The following is a 25,096-nucleotide window of genomic DNA, read 5'->3' as shown; positions in this document are numbered from 1 at the left end:
GAGACATCCCCGAACGGGTCCGCCGGCTGCGGGAACTGGGCGCTCGCCTGGGAGCCCGCACCGGTGGGCGCGGCGGCTGGGAGTACGCGTACTGAGGCGACGGCCGGCGCCCCGGACGCACGCCGGGCCGCCGGCCGGGGCGACGCAGGGAGTGAACCGAAGCACGTCTAGCAGTGGACCCTTGACGCCCTGGGGGCTGACGGTAGGCTGCCCCGCTTTTTGCATTTCCCCGTGGAGGTCGTTCCCGTGCTGGTCCTGGTCCTCGCCCTTGCTGTCGGGCTCGCCATCTCGCTCTATTTCAATCTCTTCGCCGGCCCCAAGCACGCCGCGCTTCCGTCGTCGTCCACGTCGTCGTCGGCGCCCCGCGCCGAGTTGGTGACGGACACCCAGGCGCGTGCCAAGGCCGAGGCGGAGCTGCAGCGCAAGCAGAAGGAGCTGGACGAGCAGCGCACTCAACTTCAGGACGTGAAGGAGCAGCTGAAGCAGGCCAAGCGCAAGCTCTACGAGCAGAAGGAGTCCGACAAGAGCGCGCAGGAGCTGGCCAAGGCGCGCGCCGAGGTGGAGCGCAGCGCCTCCACGCAGCTCGAGCGGACCCGTGAGGAGCTGTCCCACGCGCTGGTGGAGAACCAGCGGCTGAAGGCGGAGTTGGAGTCCAAGGGCCGCCGCCCGCAGCCCGCGCCGGCCGCCCCCATCGCCGCGCCCGCCACGCAGGTCGCCGCGCCCGCCCAGGAGGGCGAGGCCGTCATCGCCGCGGTGGTGCCGGTGGTGCCCACGGCGACGGAGACGGTGCCGCAGGAGCGTGGCCAGCGCCGCTACCGCGAGCTGAATGACGCCGACCGCGAGAAGATGGAGCGGCTGGAGCAGGCGGCGAACAAGGACCGCCTCCGCGCGGTGGAGCTGGAGAAGGAGCTGCGCCGGGTGAAGGGCCGCAACGAGACGCAGCAGCGCGTCTATGCCGCCACCAAGCACGACCTGGACCTGAGCCGCGACAAGTACAAGGCCCTGGAGAAGCGCCTCAACCGCACGCTCCTGGAGCGCGACCTGATTCGCCGGGCCATCAAGGACCTGGAGAAGAAGACGGGCATGCTCGCCGACCGCACGGAGCTGACGCCCGAGGAGGTCGCCGCCAGCGACCAGCGCACCGAGGAGACGTCGCGCGTGCGCGCCGAGGCCGAGGCCCAGGCCACCCCCAAGGCGGAGGCCCCGGCCGACACCGAGCAGCAGCTGCCTGAGAGCGCTCCGACCGACGCGGAGTCCAAGCCCGCGCAGGCCTGACGCACCCGCCCTCACATGGGCACCTTGAAGGGCTCGGCATCCTGGAGGACCTCCAGGGCCGGGCCCTTCGTCATTTCCACATCAAGGGTCGGACGGGCCGCAGCCACCTTCCAGCGGCACCGGCCCCCGGGCCTGGAGGAGGCCCGTCAGGAGTTTGACCGTGAGGCGCTTGAACTCCGCCATCTCCTGCGCCGTGAGGTAGCGAAGCAGTTCCGCGTCTGTCCATAGGAGCGCGTCACGCAGCAGGTTCAGCTCGGCCTGACCGGCTGGGGACAGCTCCAGGCGCGCACACCGGCGATCTTCCGCGGTGCTTCGCTTCACCAGTCCGTCCTCTTCCAGACGCGCGACGAGCCGGCTCACCGCGGGTGCGTCCACGAGCAGCCGCTCCGCGATGGCGGCCTGGCTGCGCACACCGTCGGCGATGGCGTTCAGCGCCAACAACTGCATGAAGGGTCTGCTGGTCTGCTCGCCCAGCCGCTCGGTGAGGAGGCGACGGATGGCGCGCCGCAGCGAGGCCATTTGCTCCGGGACAGTCATCTCTCCCTAAAGATGGTTGCAGACTACAACCATTGTCAATTACATCGACGCGACGCGTTTGGTCACAACGGGGGGGAAGTTTTCAGCCCACACGCAGTTCCCTCATTTCCTCCTCCTCGTATGGCATCCCTTTCCGTCATTCTCTTGGCGCTCGTCGCAGCGTCGACGCTGACCGAGCCGTCACCGTCCATTCCTGCGCCCGTCCCCTTCCAGCCGAAGGTGGAAGACGCGATGCTCACCCCCGTTGCCCCCGCCCAGCGGCAGGTGACGACCTGGGACGAGGCGCTCGCGCTCGTCCGGGAGCGCTCCACCGACCTCCGAAGCGCCGAAGCCGGCGTGGAGCGCGCCGCTGGCCGCTCCCGGCAGGCCCTGGCCGCGCTGCTCCCCAATGCGCGCCTGTCGTCCAGTGTTGGTGTGGACCTCCTCAACCCCGACCTCCCCGTGGGCGCTGGCGGTACGCCGCTGGTGGGCCTTGGTGGCGGCGACACCCGCGGTCCCTCCACGCCGTTGCTCACCGCCACGGCGAACGTGACGCAATCCCTGGTGGACATCAGCGCCTGGCGCGGGCGCGCCTCGGCCGTGGCCGCCGAGGAAGGCGCGGCGGCGACGCTGAGCGAGACGCGGCGGCTGCTCACCCGGGGGCTGGCCCAGGTGCTGGTATCCACGGTGGCGGCGGAGCGGGCGGCGGAGATCAACCGCGTGGGCCTGCGGCAGGCCTTGGAGCGCTTCGCGCTCGCGCAGCGCACCTATGAGCTGGGCGCGGGCAACCAGTTGGACGTGGTGCGCGTGGAGCAGGACGTGGCGGTGGCGCGCAGCGCCCTCGTCGCGGGAGACGAGCAGTTGCGGCGCAGCCGCGAGGCCCTGGGTCTGGCGGTGGGCTTCGGCAACGCCGTTGGCGTCAGCCGGGACTTCAACCTCCAGGGGCTGGTGAACGAGACGCAGCGGTCCTGCACGCCCTTGAAGGACGTGAACGAGCGGACGGACCTCGTGGCCTCGCGCGCGCAGCTGGAGTCCGCGCGTGACAGCCGCCAACAAGCCACCGCCGGCTACCTGCCCACGCTGGGCCTGTCGAGCACCGCCATTGGCCTCACCACGGACCCCGGCTTCGGCCGCGTGGCCATCTGGAGTGTGTCCGCGGTGCTCTCCGTCCCCATCTGGGAAGGCGGCCTGCGCGGCGGATTGATTCGCGAGCGAGAGGGGCTCGAGCGCCAGGCGGCGGAGACGCTGGAGAGCACCCGCCGCAACGTGTCGATTCAGGTGGCCCAGGCCCGGCGCGCCGTGGAGGTGGCCGAGGCCCTGGTGGCGACGGCGGTGGCGTCCCGCGACCTGGCGGACCGGACGGACCGCCTCACCCGCCGTTCATTTGAAGTGGGCCGCGGCAGCAGCCTCGAGCTGGTGCAAAGCGGAGCGGCGCTGCGCCAGGCGGAGCTGACCCTGGTGCTGCGTGAATTCGAGCTCGTCCAGGCGCGCCTGGACGCATTCCTGACGGAGGCGCGGTGCGACTGGTGAATCAGATGAAGGCGATGTGGGGTGTCACCCTGCTGGCGGTGGTGGCGGGCTGCTCGGGCCAGAAGGCCGCCCCGCCGGCCCCTCCGCCCCGCGAGGTGGAAGTCGTGACGCTCACCCCGCGCGAGGTGCGCGAAACGGGGGAGTACCTGGGCTCGCTGATATCGCGGCAGAACGTCAACGTGCTGCCCCAGGTCGCGGGCTACGTGCGCAAGATTCACGTGCGCCCCGGTGACAAGGTGGAGGCCGGCGCCGCGCTCATCGAGGTGGACGCGCGCGAAGGCACCGCCGCGCTCGACAGCGCGAAGGCGCAGCTCAGCTCCACCCAGGTGAGCCTGGAGCTGGCGCGCCGCACGCTGGAGCGCACCGAGGCGCTCTACAAGGAAGGGCTCGCGAGCGCGCAGGAGCTGGAGCAGGGCCGCGCGCAGGTGGAGGCCGCCGAGGCCGCGGCGCGCTCATCCGCAGCGCAGGTGACGCAGCGCCAGGTGCAGCTCCAGTACCACGTGGTGCGCGCGCCCTTCGCCGGCACGATGGGCGACGTGCTGGTGCGGCTGGGTGACTACGTGGGCATGACGACGCCGCTCACCAGCGTGGCGCAGGCGGACGTGCTCGAGGTGAGCGTGTCGGTGCCGTCGCCGCGCGCCCGGTCGATGAAGCCCGACACCGTGCTCGAAATCCTCGACAGCACGGGCAAGGTGCTGCTCACCAGCAACGTGTTCTACATCGCGCCCCAGGCGGACCCGCGAACGCAGTTGGTGGAGGTGAAGGCCGCCTTTCGCAACACCGTGGGCCTGCGGCCCAGCGAGCTGGTGCGCACACGGCTCGTGTACTCGGCCCGGGATGCGCTGCAGATTCCCGCGCTCGCCATCGTGCGGCAGAGCGGTCAGCCCTTCGCGCTGGTGGTCCTGGCGAAGGAGGACGGGAAGACGGTGGTGGAGCGCCGCCCCATCACGCTCGGCGCGCTGGGCGAGATGGCCTACGTGGTGGAGAGCGGGCTCCAGTCGGGTGACCAGGTCGCCGTGTCCTCGCTGCAAGCGCTGCGTGACGGCATGGCGGTGAAACCCAAGCAGGCCAACGCCCCCAACGCCCCCACTGGCAGCGGCCCGCCCCGGGCCTCTGGCAATGGTGGCGGCACTGTCGGCGGGAGCCGCTGAACGAAGGGCCGGATAGAGCACCATGTTCGTCGATTTCTTCATCCGCAGGCCCGTCTTCGCCATCGTCTGCTCCATCCTGCTGACGCTGGTGGGGCTGATTGCCATCCCCACGCTGCCCATCTCCCAGTACCCGGACCTGGCGCCGCCACAAGTCACCGTGACGAGCACCTACGTGGGCGCGAGCGCCGAGGTGGTGGAGAGCGCCGTCACCATCCCGCTGGAGCAGGAGCTCAACGGCGTGGAGGGCATGCGCTACATCACCTCCACCAGCAGCAACGACGGCACCAGCCAGATCACCATCACCTTCGAGGCCACGCGCGACATCGAGGTGGCCGCCGTCGACGTGCAGAACCGCGTCAGCCGCGCCGCGGCCCGCCTGCCCTCGCAGGTGAACCAGACAGGCATCGTCGTCAACAAGGCCTCCAACCAGATGCTGCTGACGGTGGGCCTGTTCAGCGAGGACAACCGCTACGACGCCAAGTTCCTCAGCAACTACGCCGACGTGAGCCTGAAGGACGCCATCAAGCGCGTGCCCGGCGTGGGTGACGTGCGCATCTTCGGCGAGCGCAAGTTCTCCATGCGCCTGTGGCTGGACCCCACGGAGCTGGCGCGCCGCAAGCTCACGCCACAGGACGTGACGCGCGCGCTCCAGGAGCAGAACCTCCAGGTGGCCGCGGGTCAGATTGGCCAGCCGCCGTCCACCGAGGACCAGCCCTACCAGATCGCCGTGCGGGCCCGGGGCCGGCTGGTGGAGCCGGCGGAGTTCGGCGACATCGTCCTGATGCGGGACACGGACGGCACGAGCATCCGGGTGAAGGACGTGGGCCGCGTGGAGCTGGGCGCGGAGAACTACGGCTCCGTCCTGCGCTTCAACGGCAAGACGGGCGTGGGCCTGGGCATCTTCCAGCTGCCCACCGCCAACGCGCTGGACGTACGCGACGGCGTGTACGCGGAGCTCGAGCGGCTCTCGAAGCAGTTCCCGCCCGGCATGCAGTTCCAGACGGGCACCGACACCACCCTGGCCGTCCGCGCCTCCATCAACGAGGTCATCAAGACGCTGGTGGAAGCCATCGTCCTCGTCATCCTCGTCATCTTCCTGTTCCTGCACGGCTGGCGCAGCGTGCTCATCACCGCCTTCACCCTCCCCGTCTCCCTGATTGGCACCTTCGCCTTCGTCCACCTGATGGGCTTCTCCATCAACACCCTCACCCTCTTCGGCCTCACGCTGGCCACGGGCCTGGTGGTGGACGACGCCATCGTCGTCATCGAGAACATCGAGCGGTTGATGGTGGAGCGACGCCTGTCCCCCGTACAGGCCGCGCGCGAAGGCATGAAGGAGGTGACCGGCGCGGTCATCGCCATCTCCGTGGTGCTGGTGGCGGTGTTCGTCCCGGTGGCGCTCTTCCCGGGCACCACCGGCGCCATCTACCGGCAGTTCGCGCTGACCATCGCCGCCTCCGTGGCGCTGTCCACCTTCTGCGCCCTCACCCTCACCCCGGCGCTCAGCGCGAAGATGCTGAAGCACCACGAGGGACCCAAGTGGGTCTTCTTCCGCTGGGTGGACAAGGTACTGGACGGGACCAAGGCGCTCTACGGCCGGGGCCTGCGCAAGCTGCTGAAGCATCCGGTCCTGGTCCTGGTCGCGTTCCTGGCGTGCATCGGCGGCACGGTGCTGCTCTTCCGCGCCGCGCCCACGGGCTTCATCCCCGACGAGGACCAGGGCTACCTCATCATCTCCATCCAGGGCCCCGAGGGCATGTCGCTCGCCCAGACGGAGAAGGTGCTGGCGGAGGCGGAGGCGGTCTTGCAGGCGCAGCCCGAGGTGCGCGCCATGTTCGCCATTGGCGGCTTCTCCATGATGGGCAGCGGCCCCAACATGGGCACCATCTTCTCGTCGCTGACGCCCTGGGAGGAGCGCAAGGGCAAGGACCAGTCGGTGGCCGCGATGGTGGAGCGGCTGCGCGCCCCGCTGAGCCGCATCGGCGGAGCGCGCGTGATGCCCTTCCAGCCGCCCGCCATCCGAGGCGTCGGCAGCGTGGGCGGCTTCCAGTACATCGTCGAGGACATCGACGGCACCAGCTCGCTGGATGACCTGGCCGCGGCCACGCAGATGCTGGTGGCGAAGGCCAACGAGCACGAGCAACTGCGCGGTGCCTTCAGCACCTTCAACGCGGACACGCCGCTGCTCGACGTGGAGGTGGACCGGCAGAAGGCGAAGGCGCTCGGCGTGCCGATTGAGCAGGTGTTCGGCACCATGCAGGTCTACATGGGCAGCCAGTACGTCAACGACTTCAACTACGCCAACCGCACCTACCGGGTGTACGTCCAGGCGGAGCAGCAGTTCCGCGACAGCCCGTCGGACATCGGCGCCTTCTACGTGCGCAGCGACACCGGGGACATGATTCCGCTGGAGTCGCTGGTGAAGGTGGAGCCCACCGTGTCCGCCCAGGTCATCCGCCACTACAACCTGTTCCGCTCGGCGGAGATCAACGGGCAGCCGGCGCCGGACGTGTCCTCCGGACAGGCGCTGGAGGCCATGGAAACGCTGGCCACACAGCACCTGCCTCAGGGCATGAGCGCGGAGTGGACGGGCATCAGCCTGGAGCAGAAGGAGAGCGGCGGGCAGACGGCCATCATCTTCGCGCTGGGCCTGCTCTTCGTCTTCCTGGTGCTCGCGGCGCAGTACGAGAGCTTCAGCCTGCCGCTGGTCATCATCTTCTCCGTGCCCCTGGCCATCATGGGCGCGTTGGGGTTGCAGCTGGCGCGCGGGTTCGCCAACGACGTGTTCTGCCAGGTGGGACTGGTGATGCTGGTCGGCCTGGCCAGCAAGAACGCCATCCTCATCGTGGAGTTCGCCGAGCAGCTCCGGGAGGGCGGCAAGAGCGCCATCGACGCGGTGGTGGAGGCGGCGGAGGTCCGCCTGCGCCCCATCCTGATGACCTCCATCGCCTTCCTCCTGGGCGTGGTGCCGCTGATGATGGCCTCCGGCGCCGGCGCGGCGTCCCGCAACTCCCTGGGGACGGCGGTGTTCGGCGGCATGCTGGTGTCCACGGTGGTGAACTTCGTATTCATCCCCGGCCTCTACGTGCTGATGCAGAAGCTCCGCGGCGACGCGAAGCGGGCCACGGGCGAGGACGAAGCAGCGCCCACCCCCGCCGCGTCGCACTGAGTCCCGCGGCAGGCATGAACGTGTCCCGGCCCGGCTCCTCACTTGAGGGGCCGGGCCTCGTGTTGTCAGGCCTGTCAGCGATTAGAACGGAATGCCATTGCCGCCGCAGCCGCAGATCCTGCGGCTGCTCCGGAGGTACTCGGTGCACGTCTGGCCCGCCGTGTTGGAGCACACGCGGTACTGATTGCGGGCCTGGTACTGCGTCCCCGTCGTGTACATCTCGCAGTCGCCCGGGCGCTCGGGGTCGCAGACGCGGATCTTGCACGCGGTGTCGTCCGGGTCGCACGCAGAGATGGCGCCGCAATCCACCATGGCCGACCACCCCGTACACGCGCCGTACCCGGCGGCGATGCAGGCACCTTCGGGCGTTGTACCGCACGCCGTCTGGAGCGCCTGCAGCATCTCCGCGTCCGGCACCGGAATCGAAGACTGGAGCTTCTCCAGCTCCTCCGCCGAGAGCGTGGACACCTGCGCGCCCTCATCGACGGACGACTCCTCCAGCGGCCCGCAGGCCGTCATCATCGCCATCACCACGGCACCCACCAGCGTCTTCAGCTTCATCATGGCTCCCCTCTGACGTCTCCCCCCAATGGGAGACACGGACCGGCCCGCTCCCACGAGGAATCACGGGCTCGCATTGGCATACGAAAGGGAGGCGAAAACCTGGTTCGAAGAAAAACCAATCCAGCGGCCAATCCCTGGCGCCGCGCCTTCCGCTCGAACCAGCACGGATTCGGACGGGTACCGGTGCGCCCCCTGGAGTACGCTGAGACCCACTGGAGGTATCCCCTCCCCTGGAGACGAGACTTGCGGTTGGACGGCCCGCCACGTAGCGAGGAATGCCCGTGAAGCTCTCCCTCGCGACACGCATCTTCCTGGGCTACGCCGTGGTGCTCGGCACCTTCGGGCTGGTGTCCCTGTTCAGCGTGACGGAGCTCCACCGCAACCGGCTGGAGATCCGGCTGGTGAGCCAGGGCTACCTCCAGCTCTCCCAGGACGCCGCGGAGCTGGAGACCTTCCACGCCACCCAGGAGAAGGACACCGAGCGCCTGATTCAAGAGGGCAACGTCGAAATCCGCCGCGCCTTCATCCGGCTGGCCCGGACCTACAACTCGCCCCTCATGACGCAGCGGCTCGCCGCCGCCCAGGCCAAGGCGCATGAGGTGCTGGCCTCCGCCCCCGACAGCGAGGTGCCCTTCATCCGGGGCCTGGAGGACCGCTTCGGCGAGCTCCAGGCCCGCTACCGCGACTATGGCCGCGCCGCGGAGGCCGTCTTCGCCGTCCTGTCCACGGAGAATCCGGACCGGGAACAGGTCGCCGTCGCCACCGCCCAGCTGCGGCAGGAGGAGAACGCCATCGGCCGCGAGATTCGCGTGCTGCGCGCCGCCCTGTCCAACCGCATCCGCGAGCGCGTGGACGGCGCCGAGGAGCGCGAGCGCACCACCGGCCTCTTCATCATCGGCTTCTCCGTGGCCGCCATCGCCGTGGGCGTGGGCGCCACCGCCTGGTCCGCCCGCACGCTGCGCCCCATGCGCAACCTCATCCGGGGCGTGTCCCGCATCGGCCGCGGTGACTACAACGCCCAGCTCGGCGTGCGCGGCGACGACGAGGTGGCCGTCCTGGCCCGGGAGTTCGACCAGATGGCCCGCTCGCTCCAGGCGCGCGAGGCCCAGCTCAAGGCCCAGGCCGAGGCCCTCATGCGCGCGGAGCAGCTGGCCGCCGTGGGCCGCATCTCCGCGCAAATCGTCCACGAGGTGCGCAACCCCCTGTCCTCCATTGGCCTCAACGTGGAGTTGCTCCAGGACGGGTTCGAAACCGCCCGCTTCGCGACCCCCGAGGACGCGGCCGAGGTGAAGGACCTCATCTCCGCCGTCACCCAGGAGGTGGACCGCCTGGCGGACGTCACCGAGCAGTACCTTCGCATGGCCCGCCCTCCCCGGCCCGACCTGGACCCGCGCGACGTCACCGCCGTGCTGGACACCGTGCTCGACTTCACCCGCGAGGAGTTGGAGCGCGCCGGCGTGGAAGTGGTGCGCGACTTCGCCCTGGATACCCCGCACGTGCTCGCCGACGAGGGCCAGCTGCGGCAGGTCTTCCTCAACCTGTTGCGAAACAGCCGCGAGGCCATGCCGTCCGGCGGCCGCCTCACCATCATCACCCGTCCGGCGGAAGACGCCGTGGAAGTCACGGTGCGCGATACCGGACAGGGCATGACGGAAGATATCCGACAGCGCCTCTTCGAGCCCTTCTTCACCACCAAGGAGGGGGGCACGGGCCTGGGCCTGGCCGTCAGTCAGCAAATCCTCCAGGTGCACGGTGGCTCGCTCTCCTGCCAGAGTATTCCCGGCCAGGGGACGGCCTTCGTGTTAAGGCTTCCTCGCGCATGAGCTTCACTACGTACCGGGACGTGCTGCCCTCCGGGCTGCGCGTCGTCACTATCGAGACGCCCCACCTCCACACCGCCCTGCTCGCCGTCTACGTGCGGACGGGCAGCCGCCACGAGACGCTCGTCAGCAATGGCGTCAGCCACTACCTGGAGCACCTCTTCTTCCGCGGCAGCGAGGGCTGGCCGGACACCGTGAAGATGAACGCGGCGGTGGAAGAGGTCGGCGGCAACCTCAACGGCGTCACCACCCGGGACCACGGGTACTACTACACGCCCATCCACCCCGCGCACCTGCGCGTGGGCCTGGACATCATCGGCGACATGCTCACCCGTCCCCGCCTCACCGACATGGAGGTGGAGCGGCAGATCATCCTCGAGGAGATGCTCGACGAGGTGGACGAGAAGGGCCGGGACATCGACCTGGACAACCTGTCCAAGCACCTGCTCTTCCCCGGACACCCGCTGGCCCTGAAGATCGCCGGCACGCGCGAGTCCGTCACGAACATGACGCACCCGCAGATTCTGGAGCACTTCGCCCAGCACTACGTCGCGGGGAACATCGTCGTCACCGCCGCCGGCCGGGTGAATCGCTCGGAAGTCGTGGAGATGACCGAGCGGGCCTTCGCCCGGCTCCCGCGCGGCCCGTCCAGCGTCGAGGCGCCGCCGCCCCTCACCCCGGCCGGCCCGCGCCTGCACTTCGTCAGCCATGACGAGTCGCAGACAGAGTTCCGCCTCAACTTCCGCGGCGTCCCCGAGCAGCACGAGGACTACCCCGCGCTGCAGATTCTCCGCCGCGTGTTGGATGACGGTCTGTCGTCGCGGCTGCCGTTTGAAATCGTGGAGAAGCGCGGCCTGGCGTACTCCGTGAGCGCGTCGCTGGACGCGTACCACGACGCGGGGCTCCTCGAGATTGAGGCCGCCAGCGCTCCGGAGAAGGCCGCGACGGTCATCACCGAGGCCTTCCGCGTGCTGTCCACCCTCTGTGAGAACGAGGTGGGCGAAGAGGAGCTGGCGCGCGCCAAGCGCCGGCACCGCATGCTGCTGGAGTTCTCCCAGGACTCGCCGGGCGAGCTGGCCGGCTGGTTCGGCGGCACGGAGCTGTTCCGCACGCCGGAGTCGTTTGGCCACCGCGCCGACCTGGTGGACTCACAGTCCGCCGCGCGCGTGCGCGAGGTGGCCCGGCGCTACTTCAACCGGGAGAACCTCACGGTGGTGGCGGTGGGCCAGCGCAAGGGCCTCAAGGCCCTCGAGCGCGTGGTGGCGGATGCCCCCGGCCTTCCCGGGCCGGAGGCCGCGCCGCTGGCGGTGGTCAGCGGCCGCCGCGGATGATGACCGGGCCCGAGGACTTCTTCTTGGGCTTCGGCAGCAGCGCGTTCAGCGCCTTCTGGGTGCGGAGGTAGTCCGGGTTCTCCGGCTCCCGCTTCAGGGCCTCGTCGATGAGCTTGAGGCCCTGCGTCACCTTCGTCTGCATCCGCGCATAGAGGGCGGCGAGCTGGGCCTTCTCCTCGATGGTGGCCTCGCTCATGCTGAGCAGCAGCTCCAGCGACGTCTCCGCGTCCGTGATGCGGTCCGCATTCAAGTGGATGCGCCACATCCGGGCGTGAACGGGCGCGAAGCGGGGCTCCGCGGACAGCGCGAAGCGGTAGGCCTCCTCCGCGCTGCGGCGGTCCCCCTGCTCCTCCAGAGAGCGCCCGCGCACGTACTGCGCCCGGGCCAGCCGGGGGTTGAGCTGGAGCGCCTGGTCCACCAGGGACTGCGCATCCGCGCGGCGGCCCTGCACCCGCACAGACTCCGCCAGCCACGCCAGCGCGTCGGCGTTCTGCGGCTGCGCCTCCACCAGCTTGCGCAGGGCCTCCTCCGCGTCCGCGGCCCGGCCCAGGGCCAGCAGCACCCGCGCGCGCAGCGTCACCACCTCCGGCCGCTCCGCGTCAGCGCCCTTCACGGCGTTCAGGTCGGACTCGGCCAGGTCCGGGAAGCCGCTGACCAGGAAGTAGCGCGCGCGCAGCAGCCGCGCGGAGGCCAGCGCCGGGTCCTGGTTGAGGAGCCGGTCCATGAGGTTGGCGGCCAGGAGCTCGTCGCCCTTGAGCCAGAGCACCTCGGCCTCGACGGACTTGGCCTCGGCGTCGTCCGGGTTCTCCCGCAGGATGTTCTCCAGCGTCTTGAACGCGGCATCAATCATGCCCTCACGCGCCTGGATACGGGCCAGCCGCAGCACGTCCGCGTCCGGCAGGTTTCCCGCGTCCCGCATGGTGATGAGCGCCGCGAGCGCGTCCTTGGTGAGGCCCTGCTGGAGGTAGATGTCGGCCAGTTGGCGCTGGATGGTGGGGTCCGAGCCCGGCGACATGGAGGCGGCCTGCTTCAAGGCCAGGATGGCGGCGCCCTCATTGCCCGCCATGCGGTGGGCCTGCGCCATGAGCAGGTGCGGCTCCGGATTGTCAGGCGCCGCGGTGGCGGCCCTGCTCAATGCGGCAAGCGCGGCGTTGGCCTGTCCGCTGGACAGGTGGCCGCGGGCCTCAGTCAATGCTTCCTGGGCCCGTTTGGCCTTGTTCTCCGCGGCGGCAACTTCCGGCTCTTTGCAAGCAAGCAGCGGAAGGAGCGCCAGGGTCCACGGTCTGACTCGAAAAAGACGGTGCATCGCTGAGGCGCAGGGTACCGGATGTTATCCTCCTTCGTCGATGGACCCATTCGTTCGGCGCCTCGTGGAGAGGCTCCATGACCCCAGCAAGCCGCTGTCGCGGAACCGGCACTTCCACACGTTCGAGACCCCCGAGGGGCGAGCGGCGCTGAAGGTCGTCCGGCGGCTGCGCAGCCTCCAGAAGGACATCCTCGCGTGCCACGCGGAGGGCTTCCGCGCGCGAATCTTCCGCCACGCGACTGGGAAGGGCGAACACCGCATCGAGCTCCTCATGGAGCGCCTCTCCGGCCGCCGCGTCTCCATGCTCCAGTCCGACGAGTTCGAGCTGCTCACCGCGCTGCCCGGCGTGCGCGACGCGCTGGAAGTGTTCGACGAAGCGGCATAGGCTCCTCGTCATGGATTCCTGTCGGCACCTGGCCCCCGTGTCCCTGCGCCGCCTGCGCGGCTGAGCGCGGCAGCAAGCGGACTGCTCCGCGCTGTTCGGACGCCGCAGCACTGCGTCCGTTCCAGGCGATGTGTGCCCTCGTAGGGCCTCCCCGGTCTCTTTGCTGCCTTCGTGCCCGCTTTCCGCGTCGCGGAAGGCCCGGGCGCGATGTGCCGCGCTCCTGTTCCTGAGCCTCGGCCTCGCCTGGCGTGCGCCCCGTGCGTGACGGACCTCCGTCATGCGCGTGCGGCTTCCACGCGCGTGCGGGCTGCCGGGCGCTCATCCCAGGGTCCTGACACCCCGCGCCTGAGGGCCTTCCGCGACTCGTTCCCGGCCATGCGCCGCCACGAGCCTCTGGAGCCCTTTCCGCATGTCAGCGTCCGCTTCGCCCCGCTTTCCTCCGCCCCTGCTTCCACTGCTCTGCTGTCCTCTCTGCCAGTCACCGCTTCGTCAGGAGGCAACGGCGCTGCGCTGTGTGGCGCGCCATGGCTTCGATGTCGCCAGACAGGGCTATGTCAACCTCCTGCCGGGCCACCGCGCCCCGGGCAATGCCGACACCCAGTCGATGGTCGCCGCGCGAGAGGCATTCCTCGCGCGGGGCCACTACGAACCGTTGGCCGCGCGATTGGCGGAGCATGCCGCGCGGCTCACCGGCGCCGATGCGACCGAGGGCTGCGTGCTCGATGTGGGAGCGGGTACCGGGCACTACCTGGCCCGTGTACTCGACCGGTGTCCGGCGCTGACGGGGCTCGCCATCGACATCTCCCGCTTCGCTGCCCGCCGGGCCGCCAGGGCCCACGCCCGGGCGGGAGCCCTCATCGCGGACGGCGAGCGGACGTTGCCCATCCGAAATCACAGCGTTGCACTGGCGCTCAGTGTCTTCGCTCCTCGCAACATCCCGGAGCTCCACCGCGTCCTGAAGCGCCGAGGCGCGCTGCTCATCGTGACCCCCACGGACCAGCACCTGACACAGCTCATCCAACCCATGGGGCTGCTGAGCGTCGACGCGCGAAAGGAGGAACGGCTCCACACACGGCTGCGGGCCACGTTCGAGCCCGGCGTCCGGGAAGCGCTGGAGCTGACGTTGCGGCTGACGCGCGACGACGCGTTCCACATCGCGGCCATGGGGCCCAGCGCGTTCCATGTATCCACGGAGGAACTGCGGCGGCGCGCGGACGTGTTGCCCGAGCCCTTCACCGTCACCGCGTCCTTCACCGTGGCCAGCTACCACCGCGTGGAGAGGAACGGCTCCGCGCCCGCCTGAGCAGCGCTCGCGCGAGGAGCCCAGACCGCGATGCCCGCGCGGTCTGGGCCCCTGCCCCGCGCGGGGCAGGGGGTTGAAGTCGAGATAGACACCCGTCGTCCCACCCCACGGGATGACGCCGGAGCGGCTACTCCGGAGGTCCACGCCGAGGCGGCGGCGCGTTCTTCATCCGTTCGTATTCCTCGTCCGTGAAGACGCGGCTGCGAGTGAGGAAGCGCACGCCCAGCGGGGACTCCAGGCTGAAGCCAGCGCCCCGCCCCTTCACCACGTCCAGGGTGAGGTGCGTGTGCTGCCAGACCTCGAACTGCGCGCCGCCAATGTAGACGGGGCAGCCTTCCACCTCGCCCAGGAAGACGTCTCGCTGGCCCACGCGGAAGTCCCCCACGGGGTAGCACATGGGCGCGCTGCCGTCGCAGCAGCCTCCCGACTGATGGAACATCAAGGGCCCGTGCGTGGCGCGGAGCTGGCGGATGACGGCGGCGGCCTCGGGCGTCACGTCCACCCGGGCCACCGCCGTGGCGCCGTCCTGTCCGCCCGTGCCGGGGACGGCACCGGCGCCGCTCATCAGAAGAAGCCCATGGCCTTGGGGCTGTAGCTGACCAGCAGGTTCTTCGTCTGCTGGTAGTGGTCCAGCATCTTCCGGTGGTTCTCCCGCCCGATGCCGGATTGCTTGTAGCCGCCGAACGCCGCGTGCGCGGGGTAGATGTGGTAGCAGTTGGTCCACACGCGGCCCGCCTCGATGGCGCGCCCCGCGCGGTAGGCGGTGTTCCCGTCACGCGTCCACACGCCGGCGCCCAGGCCGTACAGCGTGTCGTTGGCCTGGCGGATGGCGTCGTCGAAGTCCTTGAAGGTCGCCACGCTCACCACGGGGCCGAAAATCTCCTCCTGGAAGACGCGCATCCGGTTGTGGCCCTGGAACACGGTGGGCGCCACGTAGTAGCCGTCCTTCAGGTCGCCGGACATCGCCACGCGCTCGCCGCCGATGAGGACCTTGGCGCCCTCCTTCTTGCCGATGTCGATGTAGCTGAGGATCTTCTCTAGTTGGTCGTTGGACGCCTGGGCGCCGACCATGGTGTCGGTGTCCAGCGGGTTGCCCGCCTTCACCTTGCGGACGCGCTCGAGCGCCTTCTCCATGAACTGGCTGTAGATGCGCTCGCTGATGAGCGAGCGCGACGGGCAGGTGCAGACCTCGCCCTGATTGAGCGCGAACATGGCGAAGCCTTCCAACGACTTGTCGAAGAAGTCGTCGTCGTGCGCCATCACATCCTCGAAGAAGATGTTCGGGCTCTTGCCGCCCAGCTCCAGCGTGACGGGGATGAGGTTCTCACTGGCGTACTGCATGATGAGCCGGCCCGTGCTCGTCTCGCCGGTGAAGGCCACCTTCGCGATGCGCGGGCTGCTGGCCAGCGGTTTGCCCGCCTCGACGCCGAAGCCGTTGACGACGTTGAGCACACCTTCGGGCAGCAGGTCCTGGATGAGCTCGGTCCACAGGAGGATGCTGGAGGGCGTCTGCTCCGCGGGCTTGAGGACCACGCAGTTGCCCGCCGCCAGCGCCGGGGCCAGCTTCCAGGCCGCCATCAGGAGCGGGAAGTTCCAGGGGATGATCTGCCCCACGACGCCCAGTGGCTCGTGGAAGTGGTAGGCGACGGTGTCGTGGTCCAGCTCGCTCACCCCGCCTTCCTGCGCGCGGATACACCCGGCGAAATAGCGGAAGTGGTCGATGGCCAGCGGGATGTCCGCGGCCAGCGTCTCACGCACGGGCTTGCCGTTGTCCCACGTCTCGGCGACCGCGAGCATCTCCCGGTTCTGCTCCATCCGGTCGGCGATCTTGTTGAGGATGTTCGCTCGGGCGGTCGGCGAGGTGCGGCCCCAGGAGAGCCGGGCCGCGTGGGCCGCATCCAGCGCCTTCTCGATGTCCTCGGCCGTGGAGCGGGCCACTTCACAGAAGGGCTTGCCCGTCACGGGGCTGATGTTCTCGAAGTACTGACCACGCGTGGGTTCGACCCAGCGCCCGCCAATGAAGTTCTGGTAGCGGGGCTTGAACTGCACCTTGGAGCCAGGCTGATTGGGGGCGGCGTAGATCACTGCGCTCTCCTTGGGTGGTTGGGTGACCGGGCCCCCCAGAGCAGCGCGCGTGCCAGTGCTCGCGTCCGTCGACGTTGCGGCGCGTCGTGTCCCGCTCCGCGACACCTGTCCGGACACACATGGCGCGGAGCGCGACAGGTGCGTCGCGCGATGGACACCGTCCTCCAGTGAACGTTCAGGCGCGCGAGGGCAGCGTGATGCCGAAGCGCTCCGCCATCCGGTAGAGCGTGCTCCGTGCGATGCCCAGACGCCGGGCGGCCTGCGCCACGTTGCCGCCGCTGAGCGCCAGGGCTTCCTGGATGGCGCGGGCCTCCAGCTCGCGCAGCGGGCCGGCGGCGGCACTCGCGCTCGGTTGACTCGGCGGACTGGAGACAGGCGGCGCGGCGGGCCGAGGTTCCACCTGGGCCCCGGGAGAGAGCGGGCTTCCCAGGCCTGACGGCAGGGCGTCCACGTCCAACACGGGGGCGCCTGCCGCGCGCACCAGCGCCAACCGCAGCACGGTCTTCAGCTCGCGCACGTTGCCGGGCCAGGGGTGGGCCGCGAGCCGGGTGAGCGCGGCGGCGGAGATGCTCGGCGTGGCCAGGCCTTCATCTTCCGACAGCCGCCGGAGGAGTGCATGGGCCAGTTCCGGCAGGTCGTTGCGCTCGCGCAACGGCGGCAGCCGCAGCACCGCGCCCTGGAGGCGGAAATAGAGGTCGGAGCGGAACGCGCCGGTGCGCACGGCCGCGTCCAAATCCCTGCACGTGGCGCCCACCAGGCGGAAGCGCGAGCGTCGCACACGGGACTCGCCCACGCGCGAATAGGCCCCGTCCTCCAGCACCCGGAGCAGCAACACCTGGAGCGCGGGCGGCATCTCCGCCAGCTCATCGAGGAAGAGCGTTCCGCCGTCCGCCGCCGCCAGCTTTCCCTCCGCGCCGCCGACACGCGCGCCGGTGAAGGCACCAGGCGCATGGCCGAACAGCTCGCTCTCCAGCAACGCGGGCGACAGCGCGCCGCAATTCACCGCCACGAAGGGCCCCGTGGCGACCGTACTGGCCGCGTGCAGTGCGCGAGCGAGGAGCTCCTTGCCCGTGCCCGTCTCCGACAGCAGGAGCACCGGCAAGCTCGTGGGCGCGAACCGCTCCGCTTCTCGCAACGTGGCGCAGTGCTGCGGGTCGTTCCCCTTGAGCGCCGCCCACGGTCCAGGTGGCACCACCGTATCCGCCCCCCACAGGTCCCAGGACAGCGTGCGAGGCGCACGCCCCTCAGGGGAAGGCTCCGCCGCCGGACCTGAATCCGCGCTCCCAGGGGTCATGCCCAGGGACCGGACACCCGAAGACTCCAGCCGTACCAGCACCGCGAGCGCCGAGCTCCCATCCCCCGTCCCCACCGCCTCCGCATGGATGCGCCAGGCCGGCCCCTGTGAAGCAAGACGCGTCTCCAGCGCCACGCCTCGCAACGCGGCGTCCGTCAGCACCCGCCACGAGACACCGAGCGCAGCCTCCACCGCCGTCGGCCCCTGCCCACCGAGCAACGCGCGCGCGGACGCATTGAAGCGGCTCACCCGCCCCATCGGCTCGACGACGAGCACCGGGCCATCCTCGCGCGACAGGCGCGACTCCAATCCCCCCCGCGCCGCCGCGGCCACCCGGGCCCAGGCGACCTCGCGCAGCCGCGCCTCGGCGGCATGGGCCACACTGGCCACCGCCACCAGCACCAGCGGATCCGCCGCGCCAGCCGGCCCCGTGACGTCCAGCACGGCCACCAGCTCTCCAAAGGGGTCATGGACCGGCGCCGCGTAGCAGACGAGCCCATGGTGCCGCTGCGCGTAGTGCGCCGGCCCCACCACCGCGACGGCGGAGGACTCCGCCAGGGCAGTGCCAATGGCATTCGTCCCGCGAGACGTCTCATCCCAGCAGGCCCCCTCCACCAGGCGCACGTAATCCGCGTGGTGGGTGAAGTCCCCGCCCGAGCTGCGCGTCGCCAGGATGACGCCCTCGCGGTCCGCGAGCAGCGCCACCCGCCCCGAAGGAAGGGGCGCCGCCGACAACATCTCCAGCATGCCGCCCAGTTCGTGCCACACCGGCTCCAGCCGGGCCCGGCGCTCGACCAGCGCCAGGCTGCCCACGCTGGGCCCTTCGTCCGGCTGTCCGGTGCTCGGGGCGCCCAGCGACCGTGAGCGCTGCCAGCGGGGGAGGATGGAGCGCAACTCCGGACGCAACCCCGCCTCCCCGTCGAGTGCCCCCACGAGGAACTGCTCCCACAGGAGCGGTGATGCGCTGAGCGTCAGCGTCCCCAAGGACCTTGAATCTTGGTGGAATCCCGATGGCGACAACAACCGGGGAACGCCGCAGTGTTTCTGGCCCAACCTGACGCAACGCATCACACAGCGCGGGTCGCCCCCCACCCCACCTTTGACATCTGGTGCCGGGACCTCGCCTGACACGTCATTGACGCGTCAGGCGGCGGCGCGACACGGCGCTGACACGTCAACCGCCCCCGTCCAAACCCAACCCACTCCCCAGGTCCCTCTCACCCACCTCTGAGGTTCCCCCCGTGGCAAACGTGGCGCGTTGCGTGCAAAACACCCCGCGTCTCAAGCATGGCGGACACACCCGCGTGCGCTTTTCCGGCGCCACGTTGAGGGGGAGGAACTCTTGTCTTCACATCCGTATCACCCGTGGCTTGGAGGTCTGGCCGTCCTCTGGGCGGTCACGGCCCAGGCCCAGGCGCAGCGCATCCCCGGCATCGAGCTGGAGCGGCTGCAACTCAATCCCGGTGCACGCGACAGCCTGGTGCTGTCCACCGGCGATCTCATGTCCCGCGGCGAGTACCGCCTCGGCTTCACCGGACACTATGAGAAGGAGCCCCTGGTGCTCGTCTCCGGTGGAGCGCAGCAAGGTGTCATCGTCTCCAACCGCGTGACGGTGCACCTCAGTGGTGCCTATGCCATCACCGACTGGTTGGAGCTCGGCGCGCAGGTGCCCATCGTGTCCCAATGGGGACCGGACACCGCGGCGCTGGGCGTCGCCACGCCGTCCACGAGCGCGCTGGGCACGCCGTGGCTCCAGGCGCGCGCGGGAATCCTCTCCGAGCAGCGCGGCGGGCTGATGGACCTGGGCCTGCACCTCGGCGCGGCCCTGCCCATTGGCAGCACGGAGACGCTCACCCGGGACCAGGGCTTCGTCTTCTCGCCTCGGCTCGGCCTGGGCAAGCAGTTGGGTGGCACGTGGCGCGTGGGCGCCGACCTGGGCGCGCTGGTGCGGACCAAGACGTATGCGCTGTCCCCCAACACGCAGCCGCACCTCGATGAACTGGGCACGGAGCTGAACGGCGGCGTCAACCTGTCCGCCGGACTGCTCGGCTTCCGCCAGGAGTTGGTGGTGCGCGGCACCCTGCCCGTCGCGGATGCGCCGGAGTCGATGGAAGTGCTGCTGGGCGTGCGCGTTCCCATGCCCGCGGGCACGGAAGTCTACGCCATGGGTGGCCCTGGCTTCGGCAGCACGCCGGGCACGCCGTCGTTCCGGGTGCTCGCCGGCCTCACCTTCGGCACCCCCGCCTCCACGCCCAACGCATGTGTGGAGGGACAGCCGCATGACCCCGCCCGCTGTCCGGACTTCGACCTGGACGGCGACGGCATCAAGAACGCCGCCGACCGCTGCCCCACCGACGAGGGCCTGTCGGAGCTGAATGGCTGCCCGGACGGGGACGACGACGGCGACGGCCTGCCCAACCTGGCGGATCGCTGCCCGAAGGAGGCGGAGAACCTCAACGGCTTCGAGGACCAGGACGGCTGCCCGGATGACCCGGACACGGACGGGGACGGCATCTCCGACGCCAAGGACCAGTGCCCGGACCAGGCCGAGGACAAGGACGGCTTCCAGGACGAGGACGGCTGCCCCGACCCGGACAACGACAACGACGGCGTGCTCGACACCGCCGACCGCTGCCCCAACGAGGCCGGGCCCAAGGAGAACCGCGGCTGCCCGGACAAGGACACCGACGGTGACGGCATCGTCGACCGGCTCGACAACTGCCCCACCGAGGCTGGCCCGGCGAAGAACCACGGCTGCAAGGAGAAGCAGCTCGCGCAGATTGGCGAGAATCGCATCCAACTGCTCGAGGCCGTCTACTTCGAGAACAACAAGGACGTCATCATCGCGCGCAGCAACAAGCTGCTCGACACGGTGGCCAACATCCTCATCGCCCACCCAGAAGTAGAGAAGGTGCGTGTCGAGGGCCACACCGACGACCGCGGCAACCCTGACTACAACCTGGACCTGTCCCAGCGCCGCGCCGACGCCGTCGTTCGCTACCTGGTGAGCAAGGGCGTGGCCCGGGAGCGCCTGGATGCCAAGGGCTTCGGTCCCACCCAGCCCATCGCGGACAACAACACCACCCAGGGCCGCGCGAAGAACCGCCGCGTGGAGTTCAAGATCGTCGGCGACGCAGAGGGCGTGCAGACGCAGCAGGGCGAGCCCTCTCCCGACACCCACTGAGAACCGAGGCAGACATCCCCATGAAAACGCGTGTCCTCTTCAAGACGGCGGCGCTCTGTCTCGCGCTGCTCTCATCCCTGACCGGCTGTGATTCGGGCGGTGCCCGGACAGCCGTGCCCCCCACCGAGCCCGTGCTCGTGAGCCGGACCGCCTCCCTCGTCGGAGACGGCCAGCTCGAGCCCGGCGAGCAATGTGACGACGGCAACACCACCAGCGGCGACGGCTGTTCCGCCACCGGCACCATCGAAGCAGGCTACCTGTGCCACGTGCCCGGGCGCCCCTGCTCGCTGGCGAGCCTGTGCGGCAACAACGTCGTCGACTCCGGCGAGGCGTGTGACAGCAACGCCCCCGGCTCCGACTGCACGGCGACGTGTGACCTGTCCCTGTGCGGCAACGGCGTGTTCGACAACCGCGCCCACCCGTCCTACGCGCAGGAAGTCTGTGACGACGGCAACCGCTTCGAGGGCGACGGCTGCAACCGTCTGTGCGAGGTGGAGCCTGGCTTCGCCTGCGCTGGCAGCCCCAGCCGCTGCGTGCGCGCGGGCGTGACGGTCTTCAACACCGGCGTGGACGAGAACAACCGCCGGCTGGAGGTCGGCCCGGATCCGCACTGGTTCTACAGCGGCACCACCACGGGCGCGGCCACCGGACCGCGGAACGCCGACGACTGGCCCCAGGAAATCCAGACGGCCCGCTTCATGGAGGCGCCGCTGGGCGCCCCCGTCTGCGTGTACCAGGACTTCATGGTGCCCTCGACGACCAACGTCTCGCAGTTCCGCCTGCGGCTGGCCACCTTCAACGACAACCAGTTCGACAGCGCGCGGGTGAACGGGCAGAACTTCACGCCCACGGTCGTCAACGAGCCGGCGGGCCAGCCCTGGCAGAAGAACATCTTCCGCGAGTTCGGCACCAACGCCCCCTGGCGCACGGGCCTCAACCGCATCGAGCTATGCAACGAGAACGCCGCCACCGAGCCCAACGCCTTCCGCTACCTGTTCGTGGACGCGTACGACGACCGCTGCGGCGACGGCGCCGTGTCCCTGCGCGAGGAGTGCGACGACGGCAACGCCACCAACGGTGACGGCTGCTCCGCCACCTGCGGCATCGAGGCGGGCTACGGCTGCACCGGCCAGCCCAGCACCTGCGCCCAGACGTGTGGCAACGGCACGCTGAACCCGGGCGAGCAGTGCGACGACGGCAACGCCACGGCGGGCGACGGCTGCAACGCGAGCTGCCGCGTGGAGTCCGGCTACGCCTGCCCCACCCCGGGCCAGGCCTGCGTGATGACGTGCGGCAACGGCGCCATCGACCCGGGCGAGCAGTGCGATGACGGCAATGCCTACGACTCGGACGGTTGCTCCTCGGCGTGCCGCATCGAGCGCGGCTACGAGTGCCAGGGCGCTCCGTCCACCTGCGCCCCCCTGTGCGGCAACGGCCGGATGGACGCGGGTGAGCTGTGCGACGACGGCAACACCACCCTGGGTGATGGCTGCTCCAACGCCTGTACCCTGGAGCTGGGCTACGCCTGCCCCGCCCCGGGCCAGGTCTGCGTGCTCACCTGCGGCAACGGCACCGTCGACCCGGGCGAGCAGTGCGATGACGGCAACCTGAACCCGACGGACGGCTGCAGCACCGAGTGCCGCGTGGAGGAGGGTTACGCGTGCAGCGCGCCCGCCACCGGCCCGTCCGTGTGCGTGCAGAGCTGCGGCAACGGCGCGCTGGACTCGAACGAGACGTGCGACGACGGCAACACCACCGGCGGCGACGGCTGCACCTCCGGCTGCCGCGTGGAGCCGGGCTACGCGTGCAGCGGCGCGCCCAGCACCTGCGCCACCACCTGTGGCGACGGTACCCGCGCGGGCGCCGAGGCGTGTGATGACGGCAACACCGCCAACGGGGACGGCTGCAACGCCACCTGCGCGGTGGAGCCGGGCTGGAGCTGCCCTGGCGCTGGCAACCAGTGCTTCTTCACCTGCGGCAACGGTACGGTGGACAGCGGCGAGCAGTGCGACGATGGCAACACCACGGCGGGCGACGGCTGCAACGCGAGCTGCCGCGTGGAGAACGGCTATACGTGCAGCGGCGCGCCCAGCACCTGCGCCACCACCTGCGGCGACGGCACCCGCGCGGGCGCCGAGGTGTGTGACGACGGCAACCTCAACAACGGCGACGGCTGCTCCTCGCGCTGCCTCCTGGAGGACGGCCAGCCCTGCAATGCGTCTGGCGTCTGCGAGAGCGGCGTCTGCAACCCCACCACCAACACCTGCATCAGCCCCAACGTCTGCGGCAACGGCATCCTCGACGAGGGTGAGCGCTGCGACGACGGCGACACCACGGCGGGCGACGGCTGCAACGCCACCTGCGCCATCGAGGACGGGTTCGGCTGCACCGGCATCCCGTCGGTGTGCGCCGTGACGTGTGGTGACGGCATCAAGGCGGACAGCGAGGCCTGCGATGACGGCAACACCGCCAACGGGGACGGCTGCTCGGCCACGTGCACCGTGGAGAGCGGCGCCGCGTGCCAGACGGCGGACGTGAGCGTGTTCATCACCCGCCAGGGCAACGCGAACTGCACGCAGGTGTCGGACATCGACGCCCCCGTGCTGCCCGACGCGGCCATCCAGGCCGGGCTGGGCGTGCCGGGCCGCTACCGCGTCCGGTACGTGGCCGGCGCGGTGAGCTACTCGGGTGGCGCCAACTGGTACCCCGGCGTCATCGGCGTCAGCGCCAACGCGGGCACGCAGGTGCAGGGCTTCTCGCTGGGCTACACGCCCCGCGGCGGTCCGGGCTCCGCCACGCGCGCCGAGGCCATGCCCCTGGGCTTCCCCCTGTCCCGCGACTTCACGGCGGCCACGGGTGACGTGCGCATCGCGCTGGTCGACACCGACTGCGACCTGGCCAACAACTCCGACACGGCGGTGACGTACCGCGTGGACGCGCTGTCCATCTGCCAGACGGCCCCTGTCGTCACGTCCCCGACGCCGGGCGGCACCGCCGGCGAGGAACTGGAGGGCACCGCCACGCCGGGCGCCACCGTGGACGTGTACCTGGACGGCAACCCCGCGCCGGTGTGCACCGTCATCGCCGACGCGGAGGGGAACTGGCGCTGCACGCTGCCGACGGACCTGGAGGAAGGACCGCACACCGCCGTCATCACCTCCACCTTCCCGGGCGCGCCGCAGACGTCCACGTCGGTGGACTTCATCGTCGACTACTCGCCGCCGGCGCCTCCGGTCATCACGGGCCCCGCGCCGGACGCGGTGCTGGACACGCAGACGCCCGTGCTGAGCGGCACGGCGACCCCAGGTGACGAGGTGACGGTGTACGAGGGAGGAACCGCCCTCTGCACCACCACGGCCGATGCGGCGGGCAACTGGAGCTGCACGCCCACCACGCCCATGGCCGAAGGCCCGCACACGGTGACGGCCACCGCCACGCCTCCGGGCGGCAACCCCGGCCCCACCTCCACGCCCGTCACCTTCACCATCACCCTGACCACGACGGAGCCGCCGGTCATCACCGGGCCCGCCGATGGCGCGGTGCTCAACACGTCGACGCCGCCCCTGAGCGGCACGTCGGCGCCGGGCACGGTGGTGACGGTGTACGAGGGCGACACGGTGCTCTGCACCACCACCACCAACGACGTGGGCGCGTGGACCTGCACGCCGGCCCAGCCGCTGGAGGATGGCCCGCACACGGTGACGGCCACCGCCACCGACAGCGAGGGCCGCACCAGCGAGCCCTCCGCGCCCAGCGAGTTCATCATCGACACCCAGGAGCCCGACACGCGCATCCCGCGCACGCCGCCCTCGCGCGGCGGCGACCGGACGGCGACCTTCGAGTACGGCGCGTCCGAGGAGGACGTCACCTACGAGTGCAGCTTGAACGGGGGCCCCTTCGAGCCCTGCCGGGACAGCTATGACGTGGGCGAGGGTCAGCACACCCTGCGCGTGCGGGCCACGGACCGCGCGGGCAACGTGGACAGCACCCCCGCGGCGTACTCGTGGACGGTGGAGCTCACCCGGGCCTTCGCCGGTGGCGGCTGCAGCACGGCGCCCGCCGCGTCCTGGCTGGCGCTCCTGGGCCTGCTCGGCCTCCGCCGGAGGAAGCGCGGCTAAGGGCTGACCGCTACACCTTTCCGCCGGGAGGTCCACACCTCCCTCTGAGGCCAACTCCGCCGGCC

At 70.4% G+C, this 25,096-nt stretch carries 16 protein-coding genes; 10 read left to right on the top strand and 6 right to left on the bottom strand.

The features are described from left to right. The first annotated feature begins 246 nt into the window (after nucleotides 1-246). A complete protein-coding gene (locus HNV26_RS22445) occupies nucleotides 247-1,275 on the top strand; it encodes a coiled-coil domain-containing protein (RefSeq protein ID WP_171443049.1) in 1,029 nt (342 codons plus the stop codon). A gap of 81 nt (nucleotides 1,276-1,356) precedes the next feature. On the opposite strand, the gene HNV26_RS22440 is transcribed toward HNV26_RS22445, so the two are convergent. Continuing rightward, on the bottom strand, nucleotides 1,357-1,812 hold the full coding sequence (locus HNV26_RS22440; RefSeq protein WP_171443048.1) for a MarR family winged helix-turn-helix transcriptional regulator: 456 nt from the start codon (nucleotides 1,810-1,812) through the stop codon (nucleotides 1,357-1,359). A gap of 120 nt (nucleotides 1,813-1,932) precedes the next feature. Here HNV26_RS22440 and HNV26_RS22435 point away from each other — a divergent pair, with 120 nt between their 5' ends. From HNV26_RS22435 to HNV26_RS22425, 3 genes are read left to right on the top strand one after another with little or no spacing between them, the layout of a single operon-like run. Beyond that, nucleotides 1,933-3,321 (top strand): TolC family protein, encoded by a 1,389-nt coding sequence (locus HNV26_RS22435; protein WP_171443047.1) that lies wholly within the window; start codon nucleotides 1,933-1,935, stop codon nucleotides 3,319-3,321. After that, complete coding sequence (locus HNV26_RS22430; protein ID WP_171443046.1) at nucleotides 3,309-4,472, top strand: efflux RND transporter periplasmic adaptor subunit; 1,164 nt, start codon at nucleotides 3,309-3,311, stop codon at nucleotides 4,470-4,472. The genes HNV26_RS22435 and HNV26_RS22430 overlap by 13 nt, the downstream gene beginning before the upstream one ends. 22 nt (nucleotides 4,473-4,494) lie before the next feature. Further along, entirely contained in the window at nucleotides 4,495-7,641 is a 3,147-nt protein-coding gene (locus HNV26_RS22425; RefSeq protein WP_171443045.1) for an efflux RND transporter permease subunit, read from the top strand. A gap of 81 nt (nucleotides 7,642-7,722) precedes the next feature. On the opposite strand, the gene HNV26_RS22420 is transcribed toward HNV26_RS22425, so the two are convergent. Continuing rightward, nucleotides 7,723-8,205, bottom strand: coding sequence for a hypothetical protein (locus tag HNV26_RS22420; RefSeq protein WP_171443044.1), 483 nt, complete (start codon nucleotides 8,203-8,205; stop codon nucleotides 7,723-7,725). Nucleotides 8,206-8,480: 275 nt separating this feature from the next. Between HNV26_RS22420 and HNV26_RS22415 the strand changes: the two genes are divergently transcribed. Continuing rightward, nucleotides 8,481-10,028: a sensor histidine kinase gene (locus tag HNV26_RS22415; protein ID WP_171443043.1), complete on the top strand. Its 1,548-nt coding sequence runs from the start codon at nucleotides 8,481-8,483 to the stop codon at nucleotides 10,026-10,028. After that, entirely contained in the window at nucleotides 10,025-11,356 is a 1,332-nt protein-coding gene (locus HNV26_RS22410) for a M16 family metallopeptidase (RefSeq protein ID WP_171443042.1), read from the top strand. Before HNV26_RS22415 ends, HNV26_RS22410 begins: the two co-directional genes overlap by 4 nt. Here the strand turns inward: HNV26_RS22410 and HNV26_RS22405 are convergent. Next, complete coding sequence (locus HNV26_RS22405) at nucleotides 11,337-12,662, bottom strand: tetratricopeptide repeat protein (protein ID WP_171443041.1); 1,326 nt, start codon at nucleotides 12,660-12,662, stop codon at nucleotides 11,337-11,339. The two genes, HNV26_RS22410 and HNV26_RS22405, sit on opposite strands and share 20 nt — an antisense overlap. A gap of 40 nt (nucleotides 12,663-12,702) precedes the next feature. On the opposite strand from HNV26_RS22405, the gene HNV26_RS22400 reads away from it, so the two are divergent. Beyond that, entirely contained in the window at nucleotides 12,703-13,047 is a 345-nt protein-coding gene (locus HNV26_RS22400) for a hypothetical protein (RefSeq protein WP_011555013.1), read from the top strand. A 409-nt stretch (nucleotides 13,048-13,456) separates the two neighbouring features. Next, nucleotides 13,457-14,350 (top strand): putative RNA methyltransferase, encoded by an 894-nt coding sequence (locus HNV26_RS22395; RefSeq protein WP_216612605.1) that lies wholly within the window; start codon nucleotides 13,457-13,459, stop codon nucleotides 14,348-14,350. A 127-nt stretch (nucleotides 14,351-14,477) separates the two neighbouring features. Here the strand turns inward: HNV26_RS22395 and HNV26_RS22390 are convergent, their stop codons facing one another. The 3 genes from HNV26_RS22390 to HNV26_RS22380 form a co-directional block, all read right to left on the bottom strand. Continuing rightward, nucleotides 14,478-14,915, bottom strand: coding sequence for a DUF779 domain-containing protein (locus HNV26_RS22390; RefSeq protein ID WP_171443040.1), 438 nt, complete (start codon nucleotides 14,913-14,915; stop codon nucleotides 14,478-14,480). Further along, the gene (adh, locus tag HNV26_RS22385; RefSeq protein WP_171443039.1) at nucleotides 14,915-16,435 is read right to left on the bottom strand and encodes an aldehyde dehydrogenase; all 1,521 of its coding nucleotides are present in this window, start codon (nucleotides 16,433-16,435) and stop codon (nucleotides 14,915-14,917) included. The genes HNV26_RS22390 and adh overlap by 1 nt, the downstream gene beginning before the upstream one ends. A gap of 175 nt (nucleotides 16,436-16,610) precedes the next feature. Further along, a complete protein-coding gene (locus tag HNV26_RS22380; protein WP_171443038.1) occupies nucleotides 16,611-18,713 on the bottom strand; it encodes a sigma-54-dependent Fis family transcriptional regulator in 2,103 nt (700 codons plus the stop codon). A 358-nt stretch (nucleotides 18,714-19,071) separates the two neighbouring features. On the opposite strand from HNV26_RS22380, the gene HNV26_RS22375 reads away from it, so the two are divergent. After that, nucleotides 19,072-20,913, top strand: coding sequence for an OmpA family protein (locus HNV26_RS22375; protein ID WP_436410053.1), 1,842 nt, complete (start codon nucleotides 19,072-19,074; stop codon nucleotides 20,911-20,913). A gap of 20 nt (nucleotides 20,914-20,933) precedes the next feature. Beyond that, the gene (locus HNV26_RS22370; RefSeq protein ID WP_171443036.1) at nucleotides 20,934-25,031 is read left to right on the top strand and encodes a DUF4215 domain-containing protein; all 4,098 of its coding nucleotides are present in this window, start codon (nucleotides 20,934-20,936) and stop codon (nucleotides 25,029-25,031) included. Nucleotides 25,032-25,096: the final 65 nt, after the last annotated feature.

Source organism: Myxococcus xanthus, from assembly GCF_013116825.1.
Taxonomy (GTDB): Bacteria; Myxococcota; Myxococcia; order Myxococcales; family Myxococcaceae; genus Myxococcus; species Myxococcus xanthus_B.
This window is presented reverse-complemented; position numbering and strand designations above follow the sequence as displayed.